The sequence below is a fragment of the Acetobacter sp. AC2005 genome (assembly GCF_037901235.1).
GTDB classification, from domain to species: Bacteria; Pseudomonadota; Alphaproteobacteria; order Acetobacterales; family Acetobacteraceae; genus Acetobacter; species Acetobacter oryzoeni.
In genome coordinates, this window is the sequence record NZ_CP149625.1 from 1,675,036 (window position 1) to 1,700,527 (window position 25,492).

At 48.2% G+C, this 25,492-nt stretch carries 21 protein-coding genes, 2 pseudogenes and 1 riboswitch; of the genes and pseudogenes, 7 read left to right on the plus strand and 16 right to left on the minus strand.

What is annotated here, in order from left to right; translation table 11 throughout:
- Positions 1 to 40 precede the first annotated feature (40 nt).
- The gene (gene cobU, locus QQM41_RS08110; protein ID WP_003623645.1) at positions 41 to 595 is read left to right on the plus strand and encodes a bifunctional adenosylcobinamide kinase/adenosylcobinamide-phosphate guanylyltransferase; all 555 of its coding nucleotides are present in this window, start codon (positions 41 to 43) and stop codon (positions 593 to 595) included.
- Positions 596 to 609: 14 nt separating this feature from the next.
- On the opposite strand, the gene QQM41_RS08115 is transcribed toward cobU, so the two are convergent.
- Positions 610 to 1,920, minus strand: a complete 1,311-nt coding sequence (locus QQM41_RS08115; protein ID WP_339076801.1) for an MFS transporter — start codon at positions 1,918 to 1,920, stop codon at positions 610 to 612.
- A gap of 85 nt (positions 1,921 to 2,005) precedes the next feature.
- Here QQM41_RS08115 and QQM41_RS08120 point away from each other — a divergent pair, with 85 nt between their 5' ends.
- A complete protein-coding gene (locus QQM41_RS08120; RefSeq protein WP_339076802.1) occupies positions 2,006 to 3,460 on the plus strand; it encodes an NAD-dependent succinate-semialdehyde dehydrogenase in 1,455 nt (484 codons plus the stop codon).
- A 105-nt stretch (positions 3,461 to 3,565) separates the two neighbouring features.
- On the opposite strand, the gene QQM41_RS08125 is transcribed toward QQM41_RS08120, so the two are convergent.
- The 9 genes and pseudogenes from QQM41_RS08125 to QQM41_RS08165 form a co-directional block, all read right to left on the minus strand.
- Positions 3,566 to 4,885, minus strand: a complete 1,320-nt coding sequence (locus QQM41_RS08125) for a cytochrome c (RefSeq protein WP_339076803.1) — start codon at positions 4,883 to 4,885, stop codon at positions 3,566 to 3,568.
- Positions 4,878 to 6,098: pseudogene (locus QQM41_RS08130) on the minus strand (GMC family oxidoreductase); the annotation flags it as partial. The gene QQM41_RS08125 and the pseudogene QQM41_RS08130, both read right to left, overlap by 8 nt.
- A gap of 6 nt (positions 6,099 to 6,104) precedes the next feature.
- Positions 6,105 to 6,901 (minus strand): IS5 family transposase gene (locus QQM41_RS08135; protein ID WP_082779839.1). Its coding sequence is split into 2 segments (ribosomal slippage): positions 6,105 to 6,562 and positions 6,562 to 6,901, totalling 798 coding nucleotides; the frame shifts between segments, so codons are not numbered across the junction.
- Between the two features lie 33 nt (positions 6,902 to 6,934).
- Positions 6,935 to 7,360, minus strand: a pseudogene (locus tag QQM41_RS08140) (FAD-dependent oxidoreductase); the annotation flags it as partial.
- A gap of 21 nt (positions 7,361 to 7,381) precedes the next feature.
- The gene (locus QQM41_RS08145) at positions 7,382 to 8,056 is read right to left on the minus strand and encodes a sorbitol dehydrogenase family protein (protein WP_339076804.1); all 675 of its coding nucleotides are present in this window, start codon (positions 8,054 to 8,056) and stop codon (positions 7,382 to 7,384) included.
- Between the two features lie 112 nt (positions 8,057 to 8,168).
- Positions 8,169 to 8,633, minus strand: coding sequence for a DUF2147 domain-containing protein (locus tag QQM41_RS08150; RefSeq protein WP_339076805.1), 465 nt, complete (start codon positions 8,631 to 8,633; stop codon positions 8,169 to 8,171).
- A 41-nt stretch (positions 8,634 to 8,674) separates the two neighbouring features.
- Positions 8,675 to 8,913, minus strand: a riboswitch (cobalamin riboswitch).
- 78 nt (positions 8,914 to 8,991) lie between these two features.
- A complete protein-coding gene (locus QQM41_RS08155; protein ID WP_339076806.1) occupies positions 8,992 to 10,584 on the minus strand; it encodes a carbohydrate porin in 1,593 nt (530 codons plus the stop codon).
- Between the two features lie 365 nt (positions 10,585 to 10,949).
- Positions 10,950 to 12,254: a dicarboxylate/amino acid:cation symporter gene (locus QQM41_RS08160; protein ID WP_339076807.1), complete on the minus strand. Its 1,305-nt coding sequence runs from the start codon at positions 12,252 to 12,254 to the stop codon at positions 10,950 to 10,952.
- A 403-nt stretch (positions 12,255 to 12,657) separates the two neighbouring features.
- Positions 12,658 to 13,713 (minus strand): aromatic ring-hydroxylating dioxygenase subunit alpha, encoded by a 1,056-nt coding sequence (locus QQM41_RS08165; RefSeq protein ID WP_339076808.1) that lies wholly within the window; start codon positions 13,711 to 13,713, stop codon positions 12,658 to 12,660.
- Positions 13,714 to 13,806: 93 nt separating this feature from the next.
- On the opposite strand from QQM41_RS08165, the gene QQM41_RS08170 reads away from it, so the two are divergent.
- Positions 13,807 to 14,748: a LysR family transcriptional regulator gene (locus tag QQM41_RS08170; protein WP_339076809.1), complete on the plus strand. Its 942-nt coding sequence runs from the start codon at positions 13,807 to 13,809 to the stop codon at positions 14,746 to 14,748.
- 54 nt (positions 14,749 to 14,802) lie between these two features.
- Here the strand turns inward: QQM41_RS08170 and QQM41_RS08175 are convergent, their stop codons facing one another.
- From QQM41_RS08175 to exbB, 3 genes are read right to left on the minus strand one after another with little or no spacing between them, the layout of a single operon-like run.
- Entirely contained in the window at positions 14,803 to 15,663 is an 861-nt protein-coding gene (locus tag QQM41_RS08175) for an energy transducer TonB (RefSeq protein ID WP_339076810.1), read from the minus strand.
- Positions 15,660 to 16,109: a TonB system transport protein ExbD gene (exbD, locus tag QQM41_RS08180; RefSeq protein WP_087651761.1), complete on the minus strand. Its 450-nt coding sequence runs from the start codon at positions 16,107 to 16,109 to the stop codon at positions 15,660 to 15,662. Before exbD ends, QQM41_RS08175 begins: the two co-directional genes overlap by 4 nt.
- A 5-nt stretch (positions 16,110 to 16,114) precedes the next feature.
- On the minus strand, positions 16,115 to 16,891 hold the full coding sequence (exbB, locus tag QQM41_RS08185; protein ID WP_339076811.1) for a tonB-system energizer ExbB: 777 nt from the start codon (positions 16,889 to 16,891) through the stop codon (positions 16,115 to 16,117).
- A gap of 451 nt (positions 16,892 to 17,342) precedes the next feature.
- Between exbB and QQM41_RS08190 the strand changes: the two genes are divergently transcribed.
- The 4 genes from QQM41_RS08190 to QQM41_RS08205 are packed head-to-tail and all read left to right on the plus strand — an operon-like array spanning position 17,343 to position 21,704.
- Positions 17,343 to 19,652: a TonB-dependent receptor domain-containing protein gene (locus QQM41_RS08190; RefSeq protein WP_339076812.1), complete on the plus strand. Its 2,310-nt coding sequence runs from the start codon at positions 17,343 to 17,345 to the stop codon at positions 19,650 to 19,652.
- A 59-nt stretch (positions 19,653 to 19,711) separates the two neighbouring features.
- The gene (locus QQM41_RS08195; RefSeq protein ID WP_339076813.1) at positions 19,712 to 20,479 is read left to right on the plus strand and encodes a tetratricopeptide repeat protein; all 768 of its coding nucleotides are present in this window, start codon (positions 19,712 to 19,714) and stop codon (positions 20,477 to 20,479) included.
- Positions 20,439 to 21,005, plus strand: coding sequence for a hypothetical protein (locus QQM41_RS08200; RefSeq protein WP_339076814.1), 567 nt, complete (start codon positions 20,439 to 20,441; stop codon positions 21,003 to 21,005). The genes QQM41_RS08195 and QQM41_RS08200 overlap by 41 nt, the downstream gene beginning before the upstream one ends.
- Positions 21,006 to 21,020: 15 nt before the next feature.
- Positions 21,021 to 21,704, plus strand: coding sequence for a Fe2+-dependent dioxygenase (locus tag QQM41_RS08205; protein WP_339076815.1), 684 nt, complete (start codon positions 21,021 to 21,023; stop codon positions 21,702 to 21,704).
- A gap of 164 nt (positions 21,705 to 21,868) precedes the next feature.
- Here the strand turns inward: QQM41_RS08205 and QQM41_RS08210 are convergent, their stop codons facing one another.
- Genes QQM41_RS08210 through QQM41_RS08220 form a run of 3 tightly spaced genes read right to left on the minus strand, consistent with a single transcriptional unit; the run spans position 21,869 to position 25,467 of the window.
- Positions 21,869 to 22,747, minus strand: a complete 879-nt coding sequence (locus QQM41_RS08210) for a TauD/TfdA family dioxygenase (RefSeq protein ID WP_339076816.1) — start codon at positions 22,745 to 22,747, stop codon at positions 21,869 to 21,871.
- A 19-nt stretch (positions 22,748 to 22,766) separates the two neighbouring features.
- A complete protein-coding gene (locus QQM41_RS08215) occupies positions 22,767 to 24,089 on the minus strand; it encodes an MFS transporter (RefSeq protein ID WP_339076817.1) in 1,323 nt (440 codons plus the stop codon).
- Positions 24,061 to 25,467, minus strand: a complete 1,407-nt coding sequence (locus tag QQM41_RS08220; protein ID WP_339076818.1) for an LLM class flavin-dependent oxidoreductase — start codon at positions 25,465 to 25,467, stop codon at positions 24,061 to 24,063. Before QQM41_RS08220 ends, QQM41_RS08215 begins: the two co-directional genes overlap by 29 nt.
- Positions 25,468 to 25,492: the final 25 nt, after the last annotated feature.

Sequence of the window (25,492 nt, forward strand, 5' to 3'; positions counted from 1 at the left end):
TAAGGATGTAAGCAAACAAAAATGGTGAGGCGCATATAGCATGAGTGTTCTATCTCTCAATCCAACAGAAACAGGGGCGCAGGGCACTGTTCTGATTTTGGGGGGCGCCCGTTCAGGAAAGAGTGGTTTAGCTGAAGCAATGCTAACTGCCTTGCCATCTCCTTGGATCTATCTGGCAACAGGTCGAGCGTTTGATGCAGAAATGCAGGAACGGATTGAACACCACAAGGCCAGCCGCACAGAACAGGGATGGCAAACGGTTGAAGAGCCATTTGACATTGCATGGGTGTTAAAAACCTATGCGCATTTGCCTGTATTGGTGGATTGCCTGACCTTGTGGGTGACCAACATGTTGCTGGATGATCAAAATATTGAGGAAGCAACACACCGCCTGCTGGAAGTGTTGCCAGAGCGCTTGGCCCCCACCATTCTTGTAGGCAATGAAGTAGGGCTGGGAATTGTGCCAGAAAATGCCTTGGCCCGCCGCTTTAGGGATGAGGCAGGGCGCCTGCACCAGCGAATAGCGGCGCAGGCAGGGCAGGTTGTTTTTGTGGCAGCCGGGCTGCCATTAGTGCTTAAGGGGAAAGCCTTATAGGCATTGATTTTATATCAGTTTTCGGATTCTGAATGATCATGCAGCACGCGTGGGAAGGCAACGGGGCTGCACAGACCTAGTGCTGTGGCCATTATAACAATGCCAACAGCCATGGGCGGCAAAACAGAAAGCCCGGCGGTATTTAAAATCATGCCGCCAGCGGCAGACCCGAACAGAATACCCACATTGCTGCTGGCGTTTACGGCTGCACCGGCAATGTCAGCCGTTGTGGCGCGACTGCGAATAGCACCAGACATAATAACCGGAATAAGTGCGGCGTAACCTGCGCACCACAGGCCCACAGCAGCAACAGCGCTCCACCCACTAAGGAGAGAACCGCAGAGCGAGCCCATACCGCACGCGGTAATTAGGCCAGCTACCAGCAATCCGAGTGCTGGTCTGGAATCCACCATCTGTCCGGCAGCCCATAATCCAAGAATACTCACGCCACCTGTAATCAACAGGGCGATACTCAGCGCGCTTTCTGGCAACCCATGAGACATCAGCAATGGTGAAACATAAGTGTATAAAAGGTTATGCCCCAGAAAGAACAACGTGTTTACGGCAATCACCACCGCAAAAACCCGCGCAACACCCGGTGTACGGAATGAAGGAAGATGCACGGAACTGGAAGATGCTTCGACCTTGGGCAGAAAAAACGCGATGCACACGGTGAGAATAGCGGCCAACCCCGTAACCACCATCATGGAAACCCGCCAGCCTGCCAGTTGTCCAATGGCGGCAGTGCCGGGTACTCCCAGAACAGACCCCAAAGATGTGCCGCCAAATACAAAGGAAATGGCGCGTCCTGTCATGCGAGGGGGAACCAGATGCGCCGCATAAGCAGAAACAATGGACATCATAAGCGCATGGGCAGCCCCACCCACGGCACGGCCTAAGCACAAAATGGCAAAGGTGGGCGCCAAAGCGGCAATGAGATTAGACGCGATATAGCCAATCAGAGCCCACAGCATGAGCGTCTTGCGGTTGATTTTAGCTGTAAGAATGGTGAGCGGCACCGCCGCCAGCGCCACAACCAGCGCATATGCACTGACTGCCAGACCGGCTTTACCTTCTGTGATATGGAAGGAATTTGCCATATCTATCAGCAACCCTACGGGGGCAACTTCGCTGGTAATGGCCGTAAAAGTGGCAGCAAACAAGGCGCACAGCCCGATGATTGTCTGACCGGACAGGGTTTTGAAAAGCATGGGCTTTCTACTGATACAACTGAGGGTTTGAGGGATAATAGCCCTGCCGGATGGAACTGAGCCGGGCAGGAAGCCATTATGCGCTGGGGTGTATAGACCTCTTTTTTCTTGCATGGCAGTACATAAAATGGTGTCAGCAAAAAAAATCCGGACAAAGGCTCCATGGTGGATGTCTGCCCGTTCTGCTTGAGAGATGTAGATGTCAGAAAAAGAAATACGCACGCAGCTGTTGGTGGCCGGGAAATGGCAAGATGCGGCAGATGGTCGTACCATTCCAGTTACCAATCCGGCTACGGGTCAGGTTATTGGGCAGGTAGCCCATGCTTCCAAGGCTGATCTGGAAAAAGTGGTTGCGGGTGCGCAGGTAGGTTACCAGGCATGGCGTAACCTTACGGCGTGGGATCGCTTTGTGATTATGCGCAAGGCGGCAGATCTGCTGCGTGAACGGGCAGAGCAAATTGGCCGTATTATGAGTGAGGAACAGGGCAAACCTCTTGCTCAGGCAATTATCGAAATTCAGGGCGCTGCCGGTGTTATTGAATATTTCGGTGAAGAAGGCCGCCGCCTGAACGATGAACTGGTGCCACCGCGTGCGCCTTATGTGGAACAGCGCGTGTTGCACCGCCCGATAGGTGTTGTGGCTGCCTTTACACCGTGGAACTTCCCCATCAACCAGATTGCCCGCAAGCTGGGCGCCGCTTTGGGTGCAGGGTGTGGGGTTATTGTAAAGGCCCCGGAAGATACGCCCGCTTCTCCGGCAGAACTGATCCGGTGTTTCTGTGATGCCGGCATTCCGGCAGGTGCAGTTTCTCTGGTGTATGGTGTGCCAGCAGAAATTTCTGAGTATCTGATAGCGCACCCCGTTGTGCGTAAAATTTCCTTCACAGGTTCTACGCCTGTAGGCAAGCATCTGGCAGCATTGGCTGGTGCGCAGATGAAGCCAGTAACCATGGAACTCGGCGGCCACGGTCCGGTTATTGTGTGCCCGGATGCAGATCTGGATGCCGCTGCTGAACGTCTGGCAGCAGCCAAGTTCCGCAATGCCGGGCAGGTGTGCATTGCTCCCACACGTTTTCTTTTACATAAGGAAATTGCAGCGCCATTTATTGAAAAATTCAAAGCTCAGATGAGCGCGCTTAAGATCGGCAATGGTCTGGATGAAGGCGTGACCATGGGGCCATTGGTGAATGAGCGCCGCGTAAAGGCATTGACCGAACTGGTTGCGGATGCCCGCCAGAAAGGTGCGGAACTGTGGCAGCCCGATATTTCCATGCCAAATGAAGGATGCTTCTTCCCACCCACATTGGTGTTGAAGCCAACGCTGGAAATGCGGGTGATGCAAGAAGAACCTTTTGGTCCGATTGCCATTATGGATGAGTATTCTGATCTGGCTGATGCAGTAACGGAAGCCAACCGTTTGCCATATGGTTTGGCAGCTTATGTTTATACACGTTGTGAACGCACGGAACGCTTGCTGGGTGAAAAGCTGGAAGCCGGCATGGTTGCCGTTAATCATCATGGCATTGGTGTGCCGGAAGTGCCGTTTGGTGGCATGAAAGATTCCGGCTATGGCACGGAAGGTGGGCCAGAAGCCCTAAAGGCACATACCATTACACGCTTGGTATCTGCTCTTCATGAAAAGCCTTCTTTCTAAGGTTTCAGTCTTCGTTCTGAAGATCATGCAAAAAGGGCGGAGGGGTTTTAAATCCCTCCGCCCTTTTTGTTGTGTGGTGCAACCACCTTGTATGTGGGGTGGCTGTTATTTGTCTTTATGGAACTGCGCAACCTGATCTGCTGTTACGTGTGGGTCTCCACTGCCAAAGGTTGCCATCACATAATTCACGATCTTGGCAATCTCATCATCACTCAAACGTTGCACGTCTGAATGCCCGCTAAAGTCAGGCATAGAGACATCACCTGCTTCGGTTTTACGCTGCACCCCGTGTAGAATGGTCATGATAAGGTTATCTGGCCGTGCGCTGCCTATAGTGGAGTTGTGGAACAGTGAGGGTGCGTATTGGTCCTTCGTGCCCATACCTGTCTGGCCGTGGCAGGCTGCGCAGTTGGCATCATATGCGTGTTGACCGTCCATCTCGGTCAGATCATCAATGCGGGTAGGGGCACTTTGGCGGATGTCCAGCGCTTCGGTGGCTTTGCCAAAGCTATCTCGTGCCTGATGTTCCATATCATCATCCATAGCTGGCACTTGATGAATATAAGTGGCTATGGCGTGCAGGTCCTGATCTGTCAGATGGCTGGTACTATGTTCCACGGCTTCTGCCATGGGGCCTGCTGCCTGCGCATGGCCATTGGCGTGGCCTGTTTTCAGGTAGGCAACAATATCGTCTTCGCTCCAGTTGCCGATACCGCCGGTTTTGCTGGAGGTAATGTTGGGAGCATACCATCCATCTAGCGAGGTGCCGGCCAGATATCTGTCCTGCTTTTCACTTAGCATGAAGTTACGGGGGGTATGGCAGGTACCACAATGTTCCAACGCATTGGTAAGATACTTACCCCGGCGTAGCGGATCATATGTGCTGGAATCCCCGCTTTCTGGTTCTTCCTTGGTGGTTACAAAGTTCCATGCCGCCATTGCGCTACGCATATTGGCAGGAAACACCAATGTTGTTTCTGCTGGGGCGCTGGCTACTGGTTTTACGCTGTGCATGAACCACACATAAAGTGCATGCACATCTTGGTCTGTCATACCTGCGTAAGAAACATAAGGCATAACAGGGTACAGGTAAGCACCATCTTTGCGCACACCGTGGCGTACGGCCTGTTCAAAGTCCTGCTCTGTATATTTGCCAATGCCGTGGTCTGGGTCCGGCGTGATGTTGGTGGAAATCACATCACCCATAGGTGTTGCAATTTTTAGGCCACCAGCAAAAGGCTGCGAACCGGGTTTGGTGTGGCAGGCAATACAATCTGACGCAGTGGCAATATAGGCACCACGATCCAGCACCGCCTGATCTGGAGCAGCATTTTCTGCATGCACAGGTGTCTGGCTAAGGGCACAAACACCAATGACCGTGCTTGCTGAAAGAAGGACGCGCAAGGTTTTGGAAAAATCAGGCATGAGCAAGTTCTTTTTTCAGCGTATCGGCAACACGTAGCGCCAAGGCGGCTACAGTCAGGGTGATGTTGCCGGTGCCAACGGTTGAGAAAACCGAGGAACTGGCAATAAACAGGTTGTCATGGTCATGCGTCCGGCAATGGCCATCCACTACGGAATCCTTGGGGTCCGTGCCCATAATGGTGCTGCCTGCGGGGTGATCCTGCGGGAAGTAGCCCGGTGTCCATTGTTCATCCGTGCCGTGCATCAGCTTGATAAGGTCACGGAAAACATAGCGCGTGTGTTCACAACTGCGCACGGTATATTCGGGCAGCTTGTAATACACTTCCGGGTGCGGGATCCCCAGAATATCCTTATGATCCTTGCTGAGTGTGAGGCGGTTATTGGGGTCTGGCAGGGCTTCGTTATGGCTGAACAGGCGCACTGTGTGCGAAGCCAGATAGCGGATCTGTTCTTCCAGTTCTCGGCCAACGTAACCTTTGGAAATTGCCAGCTGGGTGGCCAGATCCACCTGGTTATCATCCACCATATGTACAAGATAAGCACCACGATCCGTACGCCAGTTTCCATCACGGAAATTGTCAATCACGTTCGTTTCGAGAGGTCCACGGCCTGGCCACAAGGCTTGGTCACCACTGATAAAGGTTACCTGCACGCCTGTATGGTCCATCATGTTGCGGCCTACATGGCCGGAACTGTTGGCAACACCATCTGGGCTTTGCTCATCGGCAGAAAGTAGCAGCAGTTTGGCTGTTTCAATGCAGTGCGCGGCAATAACAAAATATTTGCCCGTTACGCGGTGAGACCCTTTGTCGGGGTCAAAGTAATGCACGGCGGTTACGCGCTTGTTCGCGCTGTCTCGCTCAATCTTATACACTACAGCGTTGGGGATAAACTTAGCCCCGGCGGCTTCTGCGTGGTAAACAGAATAGCTGCCGTTATACATGGCCCCAATAGGGCAGATAGGCATGCAGTTATTATGCCCTTCACACGTTGGGCGGCTATCATACGGGCGGGTGTTACGGGCCTGTGGTTCATGCACCACGCGCCACGGCGTTTTTTCCTGAATCAGCTTACGAAACTGCTGCGCAGCGTAGGAAATGGGCAGCGCATCCATAGGATAAGGCTGTTTACGGGGGGACCCAAGATCTTCCACCGCAGGATCTGGCCCACAAACCCCCATCATGACTTCTGCCTGATAGTAAAAGGGTTCTAGGGCCTGTTAGGGCTTGATCCAGTCTGCTGCGGCAGCGATGTGGATGACCGCGAGGAACGACGTTGCTGTTTTTTCATATCTGGTTGCGACAGCGCGCCACTCCTTGAGGCGAGCCCAGAGGTTCTCAACGAGATGCCGACACCGATAGGCCCATTTGGGGCAGGCGACCGGGCCATCGCGTCGTTTCGCGGGAATGGCTGGCCGTGCTCCCATGTCCCATATCCGTTCACGCATGGCGTTCGACGCGTAGCCCTTGTCCGCTACTACCCACAGGGGAGTGGCGGGAAGGCTGTCGAGCATGGCTGGTGCCAGAGGCAGTTCATGAGCCTGTCCAGGGGCCAGCGCAAAACCGAAGGCTTTTCCATGTCCATCAGCGATCACGCAGACTTTTGTGCCATAGCCACCGCGAGAGCGGCCAAGTGCTTCACGATGGTCTCGCTCTTCGAAAGAGGCCCCTTTTTTTGGGCTCCCGCCGCTTTGTGGTGAGCCCTGATGTTTGTGCCATCCAGAAAAGTCATTCCGAATGCCACTCCCTGTTGTTCCTGAACCAGTGCGAGCAGCCGCTCCCATACGCCGAGCTTCGCCCAGCGGATGAAAAGCTGCGCAGCCCGCCACCACGGACCCAGTTCAGCGGGGATACTCCGCCATTTCGCGCCATTCTCATGACGCCAGAAAATCGCTGCTATCGTCCGCCGCAGATCATGTGGCGGCGTCTTGCCCCTCGGGCGAACCTCCTCAATCAGAGGTTCCCAGATCGCCCATGTCTCGTCCGTAAAGGTGCCTGTTCTGTCTCCTTCTTCCATCCCTACAATATGGGAAGAAATTCAAGATCTAACAGGCCCTAGATCATCATATGTCAAAGCCCAATCGCGGCCCTGACCGTAACGTGTTTTCAGTTCAAAGTCTGATGGCAGGTAGCGCCAGGCACAACCTGCCCAGTGCCATGTGGTGCCGCCCATCATGCGCAGGTAAACCTGCTGATAGGCTTCGGCATTCGGGCCGGTGGTGTGCAGGTAATCGTTCGGGGTTTGCTGATCAGGCGGATGCCGTGCCCAAGGTACGGCCGGGAAGGGCCCTTGGTAGGACGGTTTGTTTTCCAGATTGCGGAAGTTTTCCACAAAATGCTGGCGGTCAACGCGCGGGCCAGCTTCCAGCACAATGACGGAAATACCGGCACGTGCCAGTTCATTGGCAATAGAGCTGCCTGCAACGCCTGATCCTACGATCACAACGTCGGCTGAAAGATTTTCTTCGGAGGGCATAAGGCGGGGTATCCCGTAAGATCAGGTCGGTTCGATAACAAGGGCGGAAGCAGAAAGTGCAGGATGCCCTTTGGGGCGTGCAACTTCTGGTGGCTTGCTTGTCCAGTAGAATGGGCCGCCCGTTGCGTAGGTTTTGGGATAAACGGCATCCTTGGTGATGTCGAACATCAGGGCAGAGCGGTAAACCACCACCTTGCCATCCGCAATGCCCCGGTACCAGCCGGTTAGAATTTCGTGGATGACATCTTTAAGCTTTGGATCAGATTTTTCCGCAGCATGTGCAAAGGCTGATGCTGTTGTAAATTTTTCCCGCTCCAGCAGGGTATGCAGGGCGTTAAGTTTGTCTTTCCGATCTACGTTGGCCTGCACGATGTTGGCGTACAGGGCCGCGCCAATCTGGGGGTTTAACGTCTCTCTATCTGTCAGGCGCTGGGATACCTGCATAAAGCGGGATAGATCTTCATTGTTTGGAGTGGCAGGAGCGGTATCTGCCGCAAGGGCTGCACCCGTTGCGCCTGCAACAGAAAGACCAATACCACCTAAAAGCACATCTCGCCGGGACATACGTAAAAGCTTGTTCAAGCGCATGGCGTTAGGGGATGCACACCATTCCGCTACAGGCTGCCCCTTGTGCGTTTGTCTCATTCTTCGGGTTCTCCCTACAAAGCCGGGCTCCGCCCTGTCGGAATGAAACATTGCGGAGAAATATTGAATGCCAAATTGTGAATGGTTTTATAGAGAAGGCCTGAGCTTGCAACCTGTTATAACGGCATAATACCTATTTCATGCCTAGTTGATGCAGGTATGCTCAGGAGTTAATGCGGCAGTTATTACCTATATGGCCATGAAATGGCTGCCACGTATCTGTTCTGCCAAAGAGTTCCAAACCTAAAAAACCATGCAATTTCAGGGAGCCGTCTTCCGCCACCCATACAATGGCATCGTAAGTATTTTTGCTTTGAGGGTCAAAAATGTGGCCTTTCCAATGGTCATGCCGGTCTTCCATGGGGTGGAAGCCTTTGAGCATCTGAAGGTTACATTCAGTTTTTCTGCGGCCAGAAGCTTCTTCATCCTGCGTTAGGTTCAACCCTACAAGATTCCCGCACATCTTATCGCCACAGCTATGGATATCGAACACGCCTTTGCCGTCTTCTGTAATCCATTGCCCTGTTATGGTTGGTGTGGAGGCGTTTTCTGCATGAGCATGAGAAGGTATGGTGCCCCATGCAAGAAGCAGTGCTGTTATAAATGAGCTAAAGGCATGTTTGTACATTTTGCTGCCTTGTCCTGCCGCTACCGGTTCATCCCGCCCGGTGTGATGTGCCTGATGGAGGCAGGTCTCCTGGCTTGGGGATATGGTGTGTGTTAGACCTTTTGCCTTCCCAGCCGTATTACTGGCCAGTGGCTAGCCGTGACCGGCAGCAGGTCCAACCTCCCCTTACAGTTGCGGGAGCAGCTGCCGACTATAAGTTTCTGCTTCAATATGAAGCAAAAACCGTGCACGGCATTCCCTTTTAAGCCGCTTGCGCAGCACCATCCATCTGTTCAAGCATTTATTCTAGCAATAAGAGGACTTGGTGCCAGTATGGGAAAAGCAGAGCAGGTGAGAGGTTTTTGCGCCTCGCTTTGTCTTACAGGGCAGCAATAACCTTAAGTCCCGCCAGAATGGCATTGGGAATAACCGAGGTTTCTCCGGGGCGCATCATATATTCAAACTCCGGCGTAATAACCAAACCCGGTGTGACAGGAATGCCGTAATACGCTTCTAGAATGGCGGAATGCGTTTGTGGTCCATTGATATAAGGGCCAAGCGGAACGCCAGCGGCTTCCTGCATGCGTTGCCCGTAGGCCAGACGGGGGCTGAGCTGGTAATAGGAATACATCACGCCCAGACGATCCAATGGCCGGTGGGGGATAATGCCCAGAAGGGAAGCGCCAGCATAAAATTCGTTTGAGAATGTAGAGTTACTTGGCGTGTTATGAATAAACCCTGCCAACACGTAGCCGCCAGCCATTTGGTGTTCGCCATGGCTGCGATACACCATCTGATCTGCCTCTATATAAAATGTATCACGCGGCTTGAGCTTGTGTGGATGCACAGACCCCGCAAAAGCCGCCGGAATGGTGCCAACCATATCCGGGTAAGGTGAAGTATCGTGGCCAAAGCCGATTTTGTAATGACCGGGAAGCTTACGCGTGCCAAAAAACGGCTCCCACGTTAATTCAACCGGAGTTTGAATGCCCGTATAAGGCTCATCGCCCCATGCCCAGCCTGTGTTATCGCGGGCTTTAGGGCCTATGCGATAAATGCCTGTGCGCAGGATAAGATCATGCGTTGGCCGAAAGCGTACTGTGCCTCCCCATGATGTTTTGGGGTAAACACTCCAACCAGCCGGTTCTCGTATAGCCATGGGCGCAGAGCACATGGTCATGAATGTGCACAGTAAAATAGAAGTAGAATATGTGTGCGTAAGTGAAATGCGTCCTACATTGATATTGATGCGGTTATTGAGAAAAGATTTTTCCAGATACAGATCTGCCAGGCGAGCTGCTGCCGGCCCGTGGATGCTCCATACTTCTGTAAGAAGTACGTTTCTTTCTCCAACATGATCCCAACCGACCTGCCTGCCTTCACGGTTCATAACAATACCATGCAGGTACCACCCTTGTAGCGGATTCCAACCTGTTAACTTGCCCAGATCAAACAGCATGCTGGCACGTATTTCGTGCGTGTAATCCATACCTTTTGAAAGGCCGCCAGCAAGATTGGCCATACCTTCACCTTTGTAGGTTAACTCAAAGGTGAAGCCGTGTTCACTTAACCTGTCGCGCCAAGGTTTAAGGCCGGGGGCCAAATTGCCAAAAGCCTGTTCGGCAACAAAATACCCAGCGCTGATATCCTGCCTACGTAACGCTGTATTATTGTGGTTTAGCAGGTAGGAAAGGCTTTCTGTATCAAACAGAGCGTCCAGACGTTCTTCTGCTATTGGGCGTTTGTGTTTTTTGGGTATCTCAGCGTTGATAATAGGTTTTGAAGAAAGTTGGGGGCTCTCAAGAGATTTAGTCGGTTCACTCTGCTGGGCGCGTGCAGTGGTGGCGTTAAAAGCAATATTCAATGAGAAAAGAACTGTTCCGACATAGATTGCACGGACAATGGATAAAAAATCTTGCCGATAGCATGATATTTTTTGTTCTGAATTGGAAATGATATAAGTTGAGGGCATTGCCCGATCCTCATGGCGCAAGAATGGCCATTGCATGCAGTTAGCATGAAGCAACGGCGTATTTCTGAAGCAGGGGGAAAGAAATACAGAGACTAAAGAGAAGGGTGACTGGCAGCTTTCTCTTTAAAAAATGGATTTTGTAATTTCTGCAAACATTTTCCCATTTCCGCGTTTGTTTTTGTTTTTATTGTTACGGAATATAGTAATTAAATTACACGCAGAAAGATTCAAGAGATTTTTTCTGTTATAACGAATGTTCAAGCAAAAGTTTACAAAGTTATGTTGTTACAACAGGAATGATTCTAAAACACGCATAAAGGAAATCCGTAGAAAGCTAGCAGAGAGCTTTCTACGGAAAATAACAATTAAGCTGATGGTGCTTTTGTAATTTGTGGCCGTGTGTGTAAGGCGTCCTGAAGTTGTGCATCGTCCAGCGCATTTTCCCAGCGAGAGACAACAATCGCAGCAACAGCGTTACCAACCAGATTGGTGAGAGAACGACATTCAGACATAAAACGGTCAATCCCCAGAATAAGGGCCATACCACCGACAGGTACACTGGGCACAACAGAAAGAGTGGCAGCCAGAGTGATAAAGCCTGCCCCTGTCACACCGGCAGCACCTTTAGAACTCACCATGGCAACCAGAAGCAGGGCAAGCTGTTCCTGAAAGCTAAGGTGTACATCAGTAGCCTGCGCAATAAACAGTGCGGCAAGTGTCATGTAAATGTTGGTACCGTCCAGGTTAAAGGAATAGCCCATGGGCACAACCAGCCCTACAATTCCTTGGGAACAGCCAGCCCGTTCCAATTTGGCAATCAGGCCAGGTAGGGCAGATTCGGAAGAACTCGTGCCCAGCACAATGAGCAGCTCTTCTTTTAAAAAGACCAACAGCCGCAGAATGCTAAATCCAGCCAACCTTGCCACAATACCCAAAACAACGCCTACAAACAGAATGGCAGTGAGGTAAAATGTCAGCACCAAGGCAAGAAGGTGCAGAATGGAATGCAGGCCAAATTTACCAACGGTAAAGGCCATGGCACCAAAAGCGCCAATAGGGGCCAGATACATTACCAGACGCACCACCCCAAAAACCAATTCTGTCAGGCTATAAAACAGGTTGAGGACAGTTTCACCCGCCTTACCCATTTTGGCCAGACTGATGCCAAACAGGATGGCAACCAGCAGAACCTGTAAAATTTCACCAGATGTAAATGCACCGGCGGTGGTGGAGGGAATGATTTGGAGCAAAAAATCTGAAAAAGAGTGATGTTGTGCAGCAGCACTTACAAACTGTGTAACAGAACTTGTATCAAGGCTTTCCGGGCGAATATGCAGCCCGGCACCGGGTTGCAGAACGTTGGCTACAAGCATGCCAATTGCCAGTGCCAAAGTGGAAAAGCACAAAAAATATAGCATGGCTTTGCCTGCTACGCGGCCTGTTTGCTTAAGGTCCGCCATGCCTGCAATGCCTGTGCACACTGTTAGAAAAATAACAGGTGCAATGACCATTTTGATAAGTTTAACAAACCCATCTCCCAGCGGTTTAAGCGCAGTGGCAACAGAGGGAAACATTGCACCCACGGCAATGCCTGCACCCACAGCCACCAGAACCTGAAGGTAAAGGAAGCGTTGGTGTGAACTGGAAAGGGGAGCAGATGATGGAAGCACGCCTAAAAACTTTCTGTTCTTGTTTTTGTGCCTGTGGTGCATCCTGATGAAATATATAGTGTTATATCAAGAATATACGCGCAGACTCACGTAAGGTAACGCGTGTTTATATCGTTTGGGAAGAGAGGGTATATCTCTTTTTCTTGAGTTTTCTAGGTTCAGGCACTGCGTAAGGTGAATATTCAGGTTGAAGATTCTGGGTTATATCAATGTAATTACATGAATGTAATGATACGGAGTTTGACCATATTTTTATTTTGAATGTTAGAAATGTCGGGTGGGCAGGCTCTATATGTGTGGGTGTTGGATAAGAGTCATGTGGTTCTCTCAACTCACATGAAAGTGGCTGAGTAATCTCAGCACAACTTTCATGTAAGAAGGGGAACTGTGATTTTTTAATTTTTCAGGCGGTAAAAAACTGGCTTAAGCCGATGTTGCGTAAGGCGCGCCGATAGGCAATGGAACTGCGGTCTGCCACCACATGCACTTCCAATGAAGGGTCAAGTGGCAGGTTTTCGGGTTTCTGGGCTTCTACCAAGGCGCGGTCTTCTTCAAAGACTTTCAGATTGAAATCATAAACATCCTGCAAAGGCAGATCGGTATCAAAGTTACGGCACATAGGGGCAAACATACGTGTTTTTTTGGCAGAAACAGGAGAAGCCGCATTCATGATGACCAGCCTACCGTTATCGGGAAAGTGAATTTCCAGCGTGGCGGTGAAAGGAACATGCACCCGAAAATGGCGAAGCCATTCAAAATCTGGCCGTCCGCGTTCTGATTGCCCAATAGGATAGTTGCCTACATAGCTACGGTATTCTGCTTCAAACCCATATGGTGTCATTTTGGGCATGTAAGCTGGCACAACAGGGTTGTTCGGGTCTGCAAAAGTTTCTGTATGCACAAATGCAAAATGGGCAACATCTATAAAGCCTTCAACCTGCCGTCCGGCAAAACCGGCAATGTCTATCCAAGGGCAGTTGATTTGTTGAAAATCAGCTTCATCCCAATGAGGCATGGATGGAATCGAGATATCTCCATCGGCCTGTGGGCGCAGGCACGTCCAGATTAAGCCATACCGTTCTACGGCAGGGTAAGTGTGTAAGTTCAGGCGGGAGGGAATGGCGCTATCCGGGTGGGCAGGAACACGCACACACCGGCCTTGATGACCAAACTGGAAGCCGTGATAGGCGCAGGCAACTGTTTGGCCGTTACCCTTGCCCATGCTGAGGGGCACACCACGATGGGGACACAGATCATCTGCTGCAACAATTTCTTCACCTGCCCGATAAACAACCAACGGCGTATCAAGCAGTGTTACACCTAATGGTTTGTCTTCTACTTCACGCACAAGGGCAATGGGGTGCCAGTAAGAGGCAAGAATAAGCCAGTCATCAGCATCAAAACTGAGCTCGCGGGGGAGTTTGGTATCGGTAGTGCGGGCGCAGGCTGGTGGTGTCACAGCTTAATCTCCTAAATGGGAAAGGTTTCCCGTTCCTTTAAGAGACAGTGTTTCATCAAGCATATATTATCGGATATATCTATTTCATGCAGTATGCATTCTCAAACTGAGAACAGACAGATGAACCCATTTTCGCGCTTTCTGATCTATTTTTTGGCCGTGGCACGGCATGGCTCTATCCGCAAAGCATCGGAAGACCTGCATATTGCGGCTTCTGCCATTGATAGACATATTTTGTTAGGTGAGCAGGCCCTTCAAACACCGCTATTTGAGCGCCTTTCTTCCGGCATGCGTTTAACTGCGGTGGGAGAGTTATTTTATGCGCATGCCAGCCGGTGGGCGAAGGATTTTGAAAGCCTTAACCGTCAGATTGATGATCTAAAGGGAATGCGCCGTGGGCGCATAGATATTTTGGCCCCGGAGGCTTTGGCGCGTGTATTTTTACCCAGCATTGCTGCGCGCCTTAAAGAACAATACCCCGGAATTATTCTGAATATTCATATTCACGACAATGCAGAGTTGGGAGAGCGTCTTTTTGCAGGGGAGGGAGATTTGGCATTTCTGTTAGATCCAGCAGATTTGCGAGACCTGCAGGTGCGTTCCATGCTTTCTTTCCCGTTAGGGGTAGTAAGCCTACCCAAGCATCCAGTCACTCAGCAATCTTCTGCTCGGTTCTCAATATGTGCTGAATATCCTGTTATTGTGCCAGAAGAGCCATTGGCGCTCGCATCTGTTTTTGCAAAACTGGAAGCAGACACAATGGTCAATCCGAATGTGATTTCTGGGGCTAATAATGTGCAGATGATAAAGTCTTTGGTGAAGGCAGGCTTGGGTATCACCATTCTCAGCTATCTGGATGTGATGGATGAGGTCCAGAGTGGAGAAATGGCTTTTACGCCCTTAGCAGGAGCACATGTTCCTCCTTTACGGTTGGCGCTGGCGCATGATCGTGCACGGCCTTTATCTGCTGTGGCACGGCGCGTTGCAGATAGCGTAGAGGCAGAATGGGCGCTCTTGCGTCAAAAAATAATATGAAGGGAAAGAATTTTTTGTGATATATTAAAGATATCACTAATATAAAATGACTTTTTAATCCCGTTCTTGTTCCATATAAAATTCGATTGGCACGGTGAGTGTAATAGAAGCACCTGCCACACTATCGGGTGGGCTAGGTAAGGGTTCGGCACGTCGTACAAGTGCCAAGGCTTCACCATCTAACAATGAGTAGCCAGAGCTTTTTTCGATATGGGCAGAAAGCACATGTCCTTTTCGGTCCATAGTAAAATGTAGTTTTGGAGTTCCTTCCTGATGAGTCGACATCGCTTCTGCCGGGTAACGTTTATATTTTTCTAGACGAGCCAGTAAAGCTCCTTGCCATGTGGCGGGACTCAGGGAAGCATGAGAGGAAGACGATCCTTCAACAGGTGCAGCCTGCGTTTGAGCCGGTGGTGCTTTGGAGGTGGGAGGAGCCGTTGTTTTTTCAGCCGGTGGTGTTTTGTCAGGAACTGGTTTTTTAAGATTTACTGTAGGCTTCTGCTTTTTCACAATTTTATGTGGTTTTTCAAGTTTGGGAACAGGGATAGGTGGGTGTGGAGCTGGCGCAGGAGGGGCTTCCAACTTAGCGGGATCAACGGGAGATGGATCTGATTCTGAAATTGTTTGCTGAGGGCCGAGCGGCGCATCTGTAGGCGGAGAAGGGGTTGCAACAGGTTCTGGTGCCATATCAATAGCAATAGCCGCTGGCGGAGGCTCAGGTATGGCAGGGGCTGTATGCGGCATGTACAGGAAAGATAAAGCGGCGGCGCCGGTTGTCGCCACGACAATTAAAAAAGATATGCCCCAACGGAAGGTATCTTCTTGCCGAGCTTTTCGTATTTGTTGAATCTTCCAATCAGAAAAAGCTGTTGAGGGCACGTTTTCTGCTACATTTTTATATGTTGTTGTGCTCATGGCTCGGCCTTTGCCGCTGGGGCAGATCCCTCTTCTTGTCCTTGCAAATTAACAAGAGCAACCTTGAGATAACCAGCAGAGCGAAGCTTATCCATCACACTCATGAGTGTTCCGTAATCTACCGTTTTGTCAGCACGCAGGAAAATACGTTCATCTTTGTTTCCCTTGGTCGCTGTTTCTAACGCTTGGGGTAGGTTCTCAGCCGATACATTATCTTCACCAAGTGCTAGTGCATGATCAGCTTTTACTGTTAGAAAAACAGGATTTTCAGGGCGTGGTGCCGGTTTTTCTGTTGATGAAGGCAGATCTACAGGTACGTTGACTGTGGTGAGCGGGGCCGTAACCATAAAGATTACTAAAAGCACCAACATAACATCAATGAACGGCGTTACATTGATCTCACTTGCTTCGTGTGGATTTTCATCTGCATGCTGGATACGGCGCATATGGCTTATTCCCCAGCCATGCGGTTGACATTAAAAGGGGTAATCTGAGCACTGGTTGTAAAGATATGCGCTCGGCTCAGATCACGAGAAACCAATCGCATGACAAGGGATGTCAGATCCGCCACTTGTGCTCTGCAGGACGCAGATTGGCGTGCAAGATGATTATAGATAACCACCGCAGGAATAGCAGCTACAAGCCCGAGCGCGGTGGCTAACAAGGCTTCTGCAATGCCAGGAGCCACCACAGCGAGGCTGGTGGCTTTGCTGGCAGCAATACCTGTAAAGGATGTCATAATTCCCCACACAGTGCCGAACAGCCCAATAAAAGGTGATGTTGCACCAATGGTGGCCAATAGGCCTGTGCCGCGCATGAGCCGACGCCCCTCTGCTGCTTCCAGGCGCTCAAGGTGTAAAACAATACGTTCCTTAAGGCCTTCGTTGTCATTAGGAATGTCGTGCGAAACGGCTTTTTCAGTTTCTGCTGCCATAACCAGTGTGTGCGCAATGCTGTTTTGGCGTGTGCCTTTTTCACCCAAAGCTAATGTGCCGGCTTCTTCCAGAGTTTTTTCTGCTGTTCTCAGTTTTTTACGAATACTCAAAAACTCAACAGATTTGGCGATAAAGATGGTCCATGTCAGAAGCGAGGCAAGCGCAAGAAGTGCCATGACACATTGCACAACAGAACCCGCATTCAGGAACATCTCCCATGGAGAAAAAGAAAGGGGGATCTGAAGAGATGATTCTGATGAGGGCATAAGATACCAAGTACTTTCACAATACATATAATGAAGTGATACGCAGGAGAACCTGTAAGGAACAACCGATGGCGTAATTGGAAAACAGGTGCCTTATGCTTTCTCACGCGAGGCATATCTCAAGCAGCAGATAACAAAGCGGTTATCGATACGCAAGTGCGAATCACTATCATCTAAGCGTGAATATCTTAATATTTTGCAAATACCCGGTATGGATCATTTGCTCAAAGATCCTTTCTAAATGCAGATGTCTTTCTAACATATTGAAAAATTAAAATTTATTTTACAAAGTCTGGTTTGCAGGCAATCTTTGGTCATTAACAATCTGTTGCGACAAAAGCACACCCCATGCAATTTGATAATATATGATATTGATAATCATTTGCTTCGTAAGATGAGAATGATTATCAGGTAGCCGTTTCGTCCCTATTATCTAGTAAGGTGAACCAGAAACTAGGGTTCATCAGGAGTGCGGCAAATGAGTCGATCAGAGTTGTCTCACCCGAGTTCACAAGGCAAGGGCCTGCGTGTGGCTGTTGCCTTGGGTGTATCTGTTGGGTTGGGTGTTACAGAAAGCAAAGCGCAGGCAGAAGATGCGGCGCAACCACCTCAGCCTTCCTCATCCGATACATCTATTAAACTTTCCGCAGTGCGGGTGGGAGGACATGCTGAATCTAAAAATGAATCTTATGAGGCAGGGAATACCAACAGTAAGATACTGAATATTTCACGTATGCCTGCTTCCGTGCGTGATACCCCTCAAACCATTAACGTCGTGCCACAGGAGCTCATGAAGCAGCAGCGTGCTTTCACGCTGGATCAGGCGCTGAGCAATGTTCCGGGCATTACGCTTTCAACAGGGGAGGGAGCTGGGGGCCTGAATGGTGATCAGTTTCGTATCCGTGGCCTGCAGGCCAGGCAGGATATTTATACCGATGGCCTGCGTGATTTTGGCACATATACCCGAGATGTTTTCAACACGGAAAGTGTTGAAGTTATTAAGGGACCATCAGGCGAATATTTTGGTGCAAGCAATGTTGGTGGGGTTATTAACCAAAGCCAGAAGCATGCACATGCGGGTAACAGTTACAGTTATGACCAGTCCTTTGGGAGTGGCCCGCTCTTCCGTGGGGTAGGGGACATCAATTATCAGATCAATGATGATATGGCCATTCGTATCAACGGAATGTTCAATAAACAGGATGTCGTTGATCGTAATAATGTAACCTCAAATAGGTACGGTGCTGCGGTTGATTTTGGCGTTGGCTTGCGTAGCAAAACATCCTGGCATTTAACGTGGCAGTGGCTAAACAGTGATAGCAAACCCGATTACGGTGTAAGTATGATCCAGGTGAATGGGATTTACCGTCCTATTACAGAATATGGTCTGTCTCGAAACACCAGCTATACACGTAATTTCGATTTTGACCGCTCCAACATTCATTCTTTGACATCTTCTCTTAAATCCGAGATTTCGCGCTGGTTTACGCTCACGAATGATACACGTTTAAGCCTGTATAATCGTGATTATACTGCTACAACGCCTGCTGCATGTTCCGGTGCTTGCGCAACAGCATTTCTGGCTGGTGGTAATTATGCATTGCCTTATGGTGCCGGTGGTGGCGCTGCTTACCGTCAGGAAGGCTGGGGTGTGCAAAATATCCTGATGGGACGTTCACAGTTTAAAACAGGCTTTGTGCATCACGACATTAAAGCTGGTGTAGATGTAAACTATGCGAGTGATTCCCGTTGGCCTGGTAGCTTTACCAACCGAGTGAATAATCAGACCATTCGTAATCCACAATATGCTTATTCTGGCACGTCAGTTAGTTTTCCATCTTCTGGGTATGGGAATGCAAATGCCAGAGATGTTGGGTTGTTCTTTTCTGACCGTATTCAGTTAACCAAACAGCTTTCTCTTTTTGGAACCGGTCGTTGGGATTCCTTCAGCAGCACATATTACGCGCGCTCCAAGGCTGCGCAGGGCCGTGCAGAGCAGAAATCTGATCGCTGGAGTCCATCTGCCAGCATTATGTATTCTCCTTTAAAAAATGCCTCTTTCTACTTTACGTTTGCACGTTCCTATAAGCCAGTGGGAACCGATGTGTCCTCTCTGGTTACAATCAAGCCACAAGCAGGGGATGTTGCGCAGAAAGGTGTGAATCTTTCACCGCAGCGGAGTGATTTGTTTGAGTTTGGTAGTAAGGCGGATTTTCTACATAAACGGCTGGGAACAACCGTTTCTTTCTTCCAGATCAGTGAAAATAATTCTCGTTACTATGATGTAAACGGTGATATGGAAACAGGGTTTGCAGATTCAGGAAGCGGCCGACGCATCCGTGGTGTGGAATTAAGCGCCAATGGCAAGCTTACACGAGATTGGCAGGTGTTTGCATCTTATTCCTATATGGATGGGCGTGTAACCCATAGTAGCACCGGAGATAACGGGAAAACTGCTCCACAGGTGCCACATAATACAATGTCTGTTTGGAGCTCGTATGATCTTTCCAGACAATTGTTGAATCCTGAATGGGGCACGTTAAAAATTGGTGGTGGCGTACAATATTCATCTGGTTATTGGGCAGGTCCAGATACGGCCAATACGGCACGTATTCCCAATACGTTCCTACTGAATGGGATGTTGTCTTGGGATTACAAGCATTATCGTGTCTCGTTTAATGCCAACAACATCACAAATAAGTTGAATTATGCTTCTTCATTCTCTGGCTCACGCGTTGTTCCTGCATCTGGCCGGTACTTTATAGGAAACATTGGTGTGACATTCTAATAATATATCAAAAAATATAAAAAACTTATGATGCATGCTTTGTTTTTGTGGTGCAAATTATGAAACCAGTTACAGGTGTTGGTACGCTTGATAAAGATTTCCCGGAAGACAAAGCATGTCATTCTGTTTCCACAGTGAATGTGCAACTCATGCTTGGGCAGATTTATCTGAATAATGGTAAATTTTCAGATGCATTTAATATGTTTGAAGTTGCAGCACGATCGGGAGACCCTCGTGCGTTAAACATGCTTGGGCGTGCGTATGAGCGCGGTTGGGGTGTTCCGTGTAATGCATCAGCTGCGGCAATGTATTTCTCTCATGCAGCGAGCATGGGGGAAGGGTGGGCCATGTTTAATCTGGCAGACCTTTATTTGGCAGGTAAGGGCGTAAAAAAGGATACGCAAACGGCATATAATTTGTATGTTATGTCTGCACAGCATGGCGTTTCTAAAGCGTTTAACATGCTTGGTCTTATTATTGAGGATGGGCTTATTCCTGAAATTGATCGTGGAAAATCCATTGATTTTTTTAGAGCAGCCATAAATTCTGGAGATTGTTGGGGCTATTTAAATATGGCGCGTTACCACCTTTTGTATGGAGAGAGGGATGCCGCCTTGATGTGCCTTGAAGGGGCTCTTGATCTTGGGTTTGAGGATGTTTTTCAGGCAATAGAAAAACTATTTTACGGTGTGGAAGATGCGCGTTTTTGCAAAATTGTAGAAAGAGCAAAAGAGCAAAAGAGCGCTTCTTCCATTCTTGTAAGAGTGCTTAGAATGCACGCTGGGTTTGAATATTATTCTTGTTTTAACAGGGTATGGTTTCCATGAATATCGTTATAAAAAATATTCTACTCCGTTGATCACCGGCTTGTTTATTGTTTCAGCTGTTTCTGGAACAGCCCTGTTTTTTCATTGGATGCCAGGGATGTTCCACTCCATGCATACATGGCTCAGCATGGTATTGTTGCTGCCTTTTTTTATGCATATGTGGCGCAACTGGTCTCAGTTTTTGCTCTATTTCCGTAATAAGACAATGATATTTGCATGTATGGCGTCTTTAGTGGCAGCAGGAGCTTTTATGCTAACGACAGGCCATAAGGGAGGAAATCCGGCTGCCCGAGTTTTTCCTGTTTTAACGCATGCTCCGCTTATAGATCTGGCCCCTTTACTTCATGTATCGCCAGATGAATTGGGTGCGCGTTTAACGCGAGATGGTTATATGGTACATTCTACATCAGAAACACTGGATGAGATTGCTTCACGATCAGGTAAGTCTGCTTCAGACGTGTTGCTGAAAATTTTGCCTCAGCATTCAGGTAATAATCATAAACATTCTGATGTAAAACCTAGCTGAACGGTAAGACCTATTATGCTTGTTCACATTCCCAACATTCTGACTTCTGAAGAAATTGCTTATTGCCGTAAGACACTGGAAAAATCGCAATGGGTTGATGGTAAGGTTACTGCGGGAGATCAATCTGCAAAAGCAAAGTTTAATCTTCAGATCCCGCAAGAAAGTGCAGAAAGCCAAGAACTGGGGGAAATCATTCTGCAAGCGTTGGGGCGTAATCCGACGTTTAACAGTGCAGTATTGCCGTTACGTGTTTTTCCACCTTTGTTTAACCGGTATGATGAAGGAATGTGTTTTCATACGCATGTAGATAACGCCATTCGTCATTTGCCTGGTACAGGTTTTCGTATTCGTACGGATGTTTCTTCTACATTGTTTCTAAGTGGCTTGGATGAGTATGATGGAGGAGAACTTATTGTACAGGATACGTATGGTGTTCAAAAAATTCGTTGTCCGGCAGGGGATATGGTTATCTATCCTTCTACAAGCTTACATAGTGTGGAAAAGGTAACGCGTGGCAGCCGTTGGGCCTCTTTTTTCTGGTCTCAATCTATGGTGGCAGATGATACACAGCGTACGCTTTTGTACCAGTTTGATCAGTCAATAATAGATGTCAGGAAACAACTTCCTGATGATCATTCTGCAGTTCTTGGCCTGACGGCAACATATCATAATCTATTACGTCAGTGGGCGGTGCTCTAGGTATTAGATAAGATGATTTCTTTTTTGGAGGTATTTTATTATAAATTTTATTTATTATGATGAGATGGGAGAAATGTTTTTATATAAATGTTTAAAATATTATGTAGGTGTGTGCTCACAGGAATAAATAGCTCTATACAATTGGTATAGAGCTATTTATTTAATTAAATATAATAACTTTTTTTCCCATCTACGCTTATAGGTATGTCTCCTTTCACTGTAATACGTCTTAATTCTCTGCGGTGTTGATCAAAATCTGCAGGAGCATAATGTTGGGTGCTACGATTATCCCATATTGCCACGTCTCCAGGCTCCCATCTCCAGGTAATAGTATTTTCAATTTCTGTTATATAATTCTGAAAAATTTCGAAAAGTGCATTGGCGTCTTTGGTGGAAAACCCATCCAATCCAATCACAAAATGCCCTAACACCAGACTTTTTTCTCCATTGTCTGGATGGACTCTTACAACAGGATGTACTGTTTTATATATTTGAGATGTAAATTCTTTTCTGAAAGCCGATATTTCTTCTTTTCGGCTATCAAATTTATAATAATTTGTATCATAATCATTAGAATGAATGGCCCAAGCCGCATCTGCCAATGCTTTTAATGGTGCAGGCAATGCCTCATACGCGGTTGCTGTATTTGCCCAAATTGTTGTGCCTCCGTATGGGGGAATATGTAAAGCCCGCAAAATTGAGGCTTTTGGATAGTTTGTCATAAACGTAACATCTGTATGCCATGAATCTGTTGAACGCCCATAACGAGATTTAAGTTCAAACGTATATTTTGTGCCTTGAGGCGGAGCGATTGTTGGGTGCAGAATAGGTTCCCCAAATACACTGCTTAAACGTTCATGTTGCGCATCATCCAAAAACTGTTTTTTTAGGAAAATAACTTTATTTTTTACAAGTTCTTTATTTAAAAATTCTTTTTGATCTTCTGTTAGATCTTTTTTCGCATCTATTCCATGAAGGACAGCCCCTAACCGTGATCCAACTTTTTCAGCAACAAGATGTTCTGTATTGAGTGTTTCAGACATTGCAGTATTTTCCTCTTAGTTAAAGTTGCATAGGAGAGAATATTGAGGAAGAATTCTGGCTATGCAGGATCCTGCCTTCTGATTGTGGGATCTTGATGAGTGACACCAGAATGCCACTTACAAAAAAGAGAAATGCGTAAATATGGATAACGCCCGCAACGCCAACAAATGGCTGAAAAATATAAACAATAAGAGGCCCCAACCATACACTGCATCCCGCCCCCAGATTTAGGAACGACATAGCAACCCCTTTCTTTTCTGGTAAAAGGGAAGGCGTTAAGGCTGAAAGCGGAACATATCCGGCTAATGTGAGGCCAAACAGAATTGCGGCTACGTACACGCTCCACGGATGGCTATGCCCATATAAGGCAGGCACCCAATATAGCAGGGCGCAAGCAAAGCTGCTTCCTATGCCACCAGCCCACAAAACAGTTCCACGCCAAGACAAACGATCACTTACGGCTCCTAAAAGTACGTTAAAAATGATATTACTGGCAAAAATGGTTTCTAAAAAATGGATCCATAATTCATTTGATAATCCAAGCGTTTGCACAAAATAGAATGGCATGAACACAATAATACCATGCGTAGCTGCTGAATTAATTGCTCTAATAATGCATACAAGCAGCAAAGAAGGATATGCGTATCCGTCCTTCAGAAACTGCAAAAAATGTCTATCCTGATGTATAGATAAAGCCTTTGGCTGATCCGAGTTATTGGGCAAAGCAATTACACTCAGGCTTCCACCTAGTATAACAACGCCTAGTGCAACCCAAAAAGTAAGATATTCTCCTAGTATCGGTAAGCTTGCAGCAGCTACAATAGTGCCGAGTGTTGGCAGCCCACACGTAAAGCAAAACCAGAAAATGCCAGAAGCCAGACCTCTTTGCGCTGCACTTACTTCTTTAACAATAAGAGTGAGAATACCGTATGCTAATAAAGGATATCCGAACCCTCTGATACTGTATGTAAGCAAGATACCCCATGTTGTATGCGATGGCAGCGCCCAGGCCAAAAAAAGCACTTGTGGCACCACCCATAATACCACACCTGCAATAATTACCTTGCGGCAGCCCACATACTCGCACAGCAATCCAGCGCCCCATGCAGAAATTGCAGCAGCAAAGCCATATAACGTAAAAATAAATGCTACCTGATGCTCACTTATGCCTGAGGAGACCAGAAATGGTGACAGGTAACCAACCTCCACACCATCTCCAATCATAAAAAACAAAAGCCCCAGATACTGCATGCCAAAATCACGTGGCGTTTTTCCTGCTTGTTGTAAGGATTGCACCATCAGACTATTTCTTTCAGGCTGGAATTTTCTGATCAAACGCATAGCGTGCAGCCGGATGATCTGCTGAGGGTCGACCATTTTCGTTATTAGGAAACAACCTTTCTCTTAAGGTTGCTCCTTGATCGCGCCGAATACGCCCGCGCTTTTTAAGTTCTGGAATAACCAGACGACCAAAATCTTCAAAGCTTTCTGGATTAACGAGCTGAATCAAGTTGATGCCGTCAGTCTCGGTTTCATCCAACCACTGTTCCAGATCATCCGCCACGGTTGTGGCTGAACCTATAAATGTACGTGCGCGCCCAAATCCATTTTGCGGATTAGCGGCTTGAGCCAATGTCCATTGGCGCCCACTGACTTGCGGATCAAATTGACGTAGAACAGATTGGCTGGCTTCCGTGTTTTGGTAACGAAGTACATTGTCAGGAGCCGTTTGCGAAAAATCTACACCAGTCATGGATGAATAATGGATAATTGATGCTATAGGATCATAATATCCATAATATTCTTCAAACTTTTCCCATGCGGCTTCATCTGTTTCTGCTGTCACAACAGCAACTGCTGTAATAAATTTTATGTTTTCTGGTTTTCTTCCATACTTAACTGCCTGAGCACGGATACGGCGCACATTTTCTCTCACGCCACTTGCGCCTGCTCCTACAACAAAGACAATCTCGGCATGCTTGGCAGCAAAGTCTGAACCACGGGCAGACGTGCCGGCTTGTAACACTACAGGCACGCGTTGCGGGCTGGGTTGTACAACATGCCCGTCTGGCACTGTAAAATACTTACCTTTATGCTGAATGGAATGTACCTTGGATGGATCTGTATAAATACTTTTTTCCAGATCAGTATTCCGGATAACGGCGTTATCTTCCCAAGATCCTTGCCAAAGTTTGTAAGTCACATCCATAAACTCATTGGCAAGATTATAACGCTCATCATGAGCTATTTGGTGGCCAAGACCAAGATTGCGCGCGGCACTCTCTTGCTGTGACGTGACAACGTTCCAACCAATGCGACCATTGGTGATGTGATCCAATGTGCTGAACTTACGCGCAGCTTGATAAGGATGTTCGTATGTGGTGGAAAGCGTAACGCCAAATCCCAGCTTTTTTGTTGCCGCAGCCATTGCGGAAACAAGCAGGAGTGGATCAATTAAAGGTGACTGAATGCCATGCTTGAGAGAAGGCGCAGGACTTGCACCATAAACATCAATAAGCCCTAGAGCATCGGCTATAAACAGGCAGTCAAACCCAGACGTTTCTAGAGATCGTGCAAGTTCAACCCAATACTCAACGCTTGTGTATCTATATGTTCTATCCCGTGGATGACGCCATAGCCCGTAATTGAGGTGTGATACGGTGGCCATGGTAAACGCATTGAGAATGATTGGATCTGTTTTTTGTGCGGTATAAGCCATGCTGAGATTTCCAAATAAGAAACGG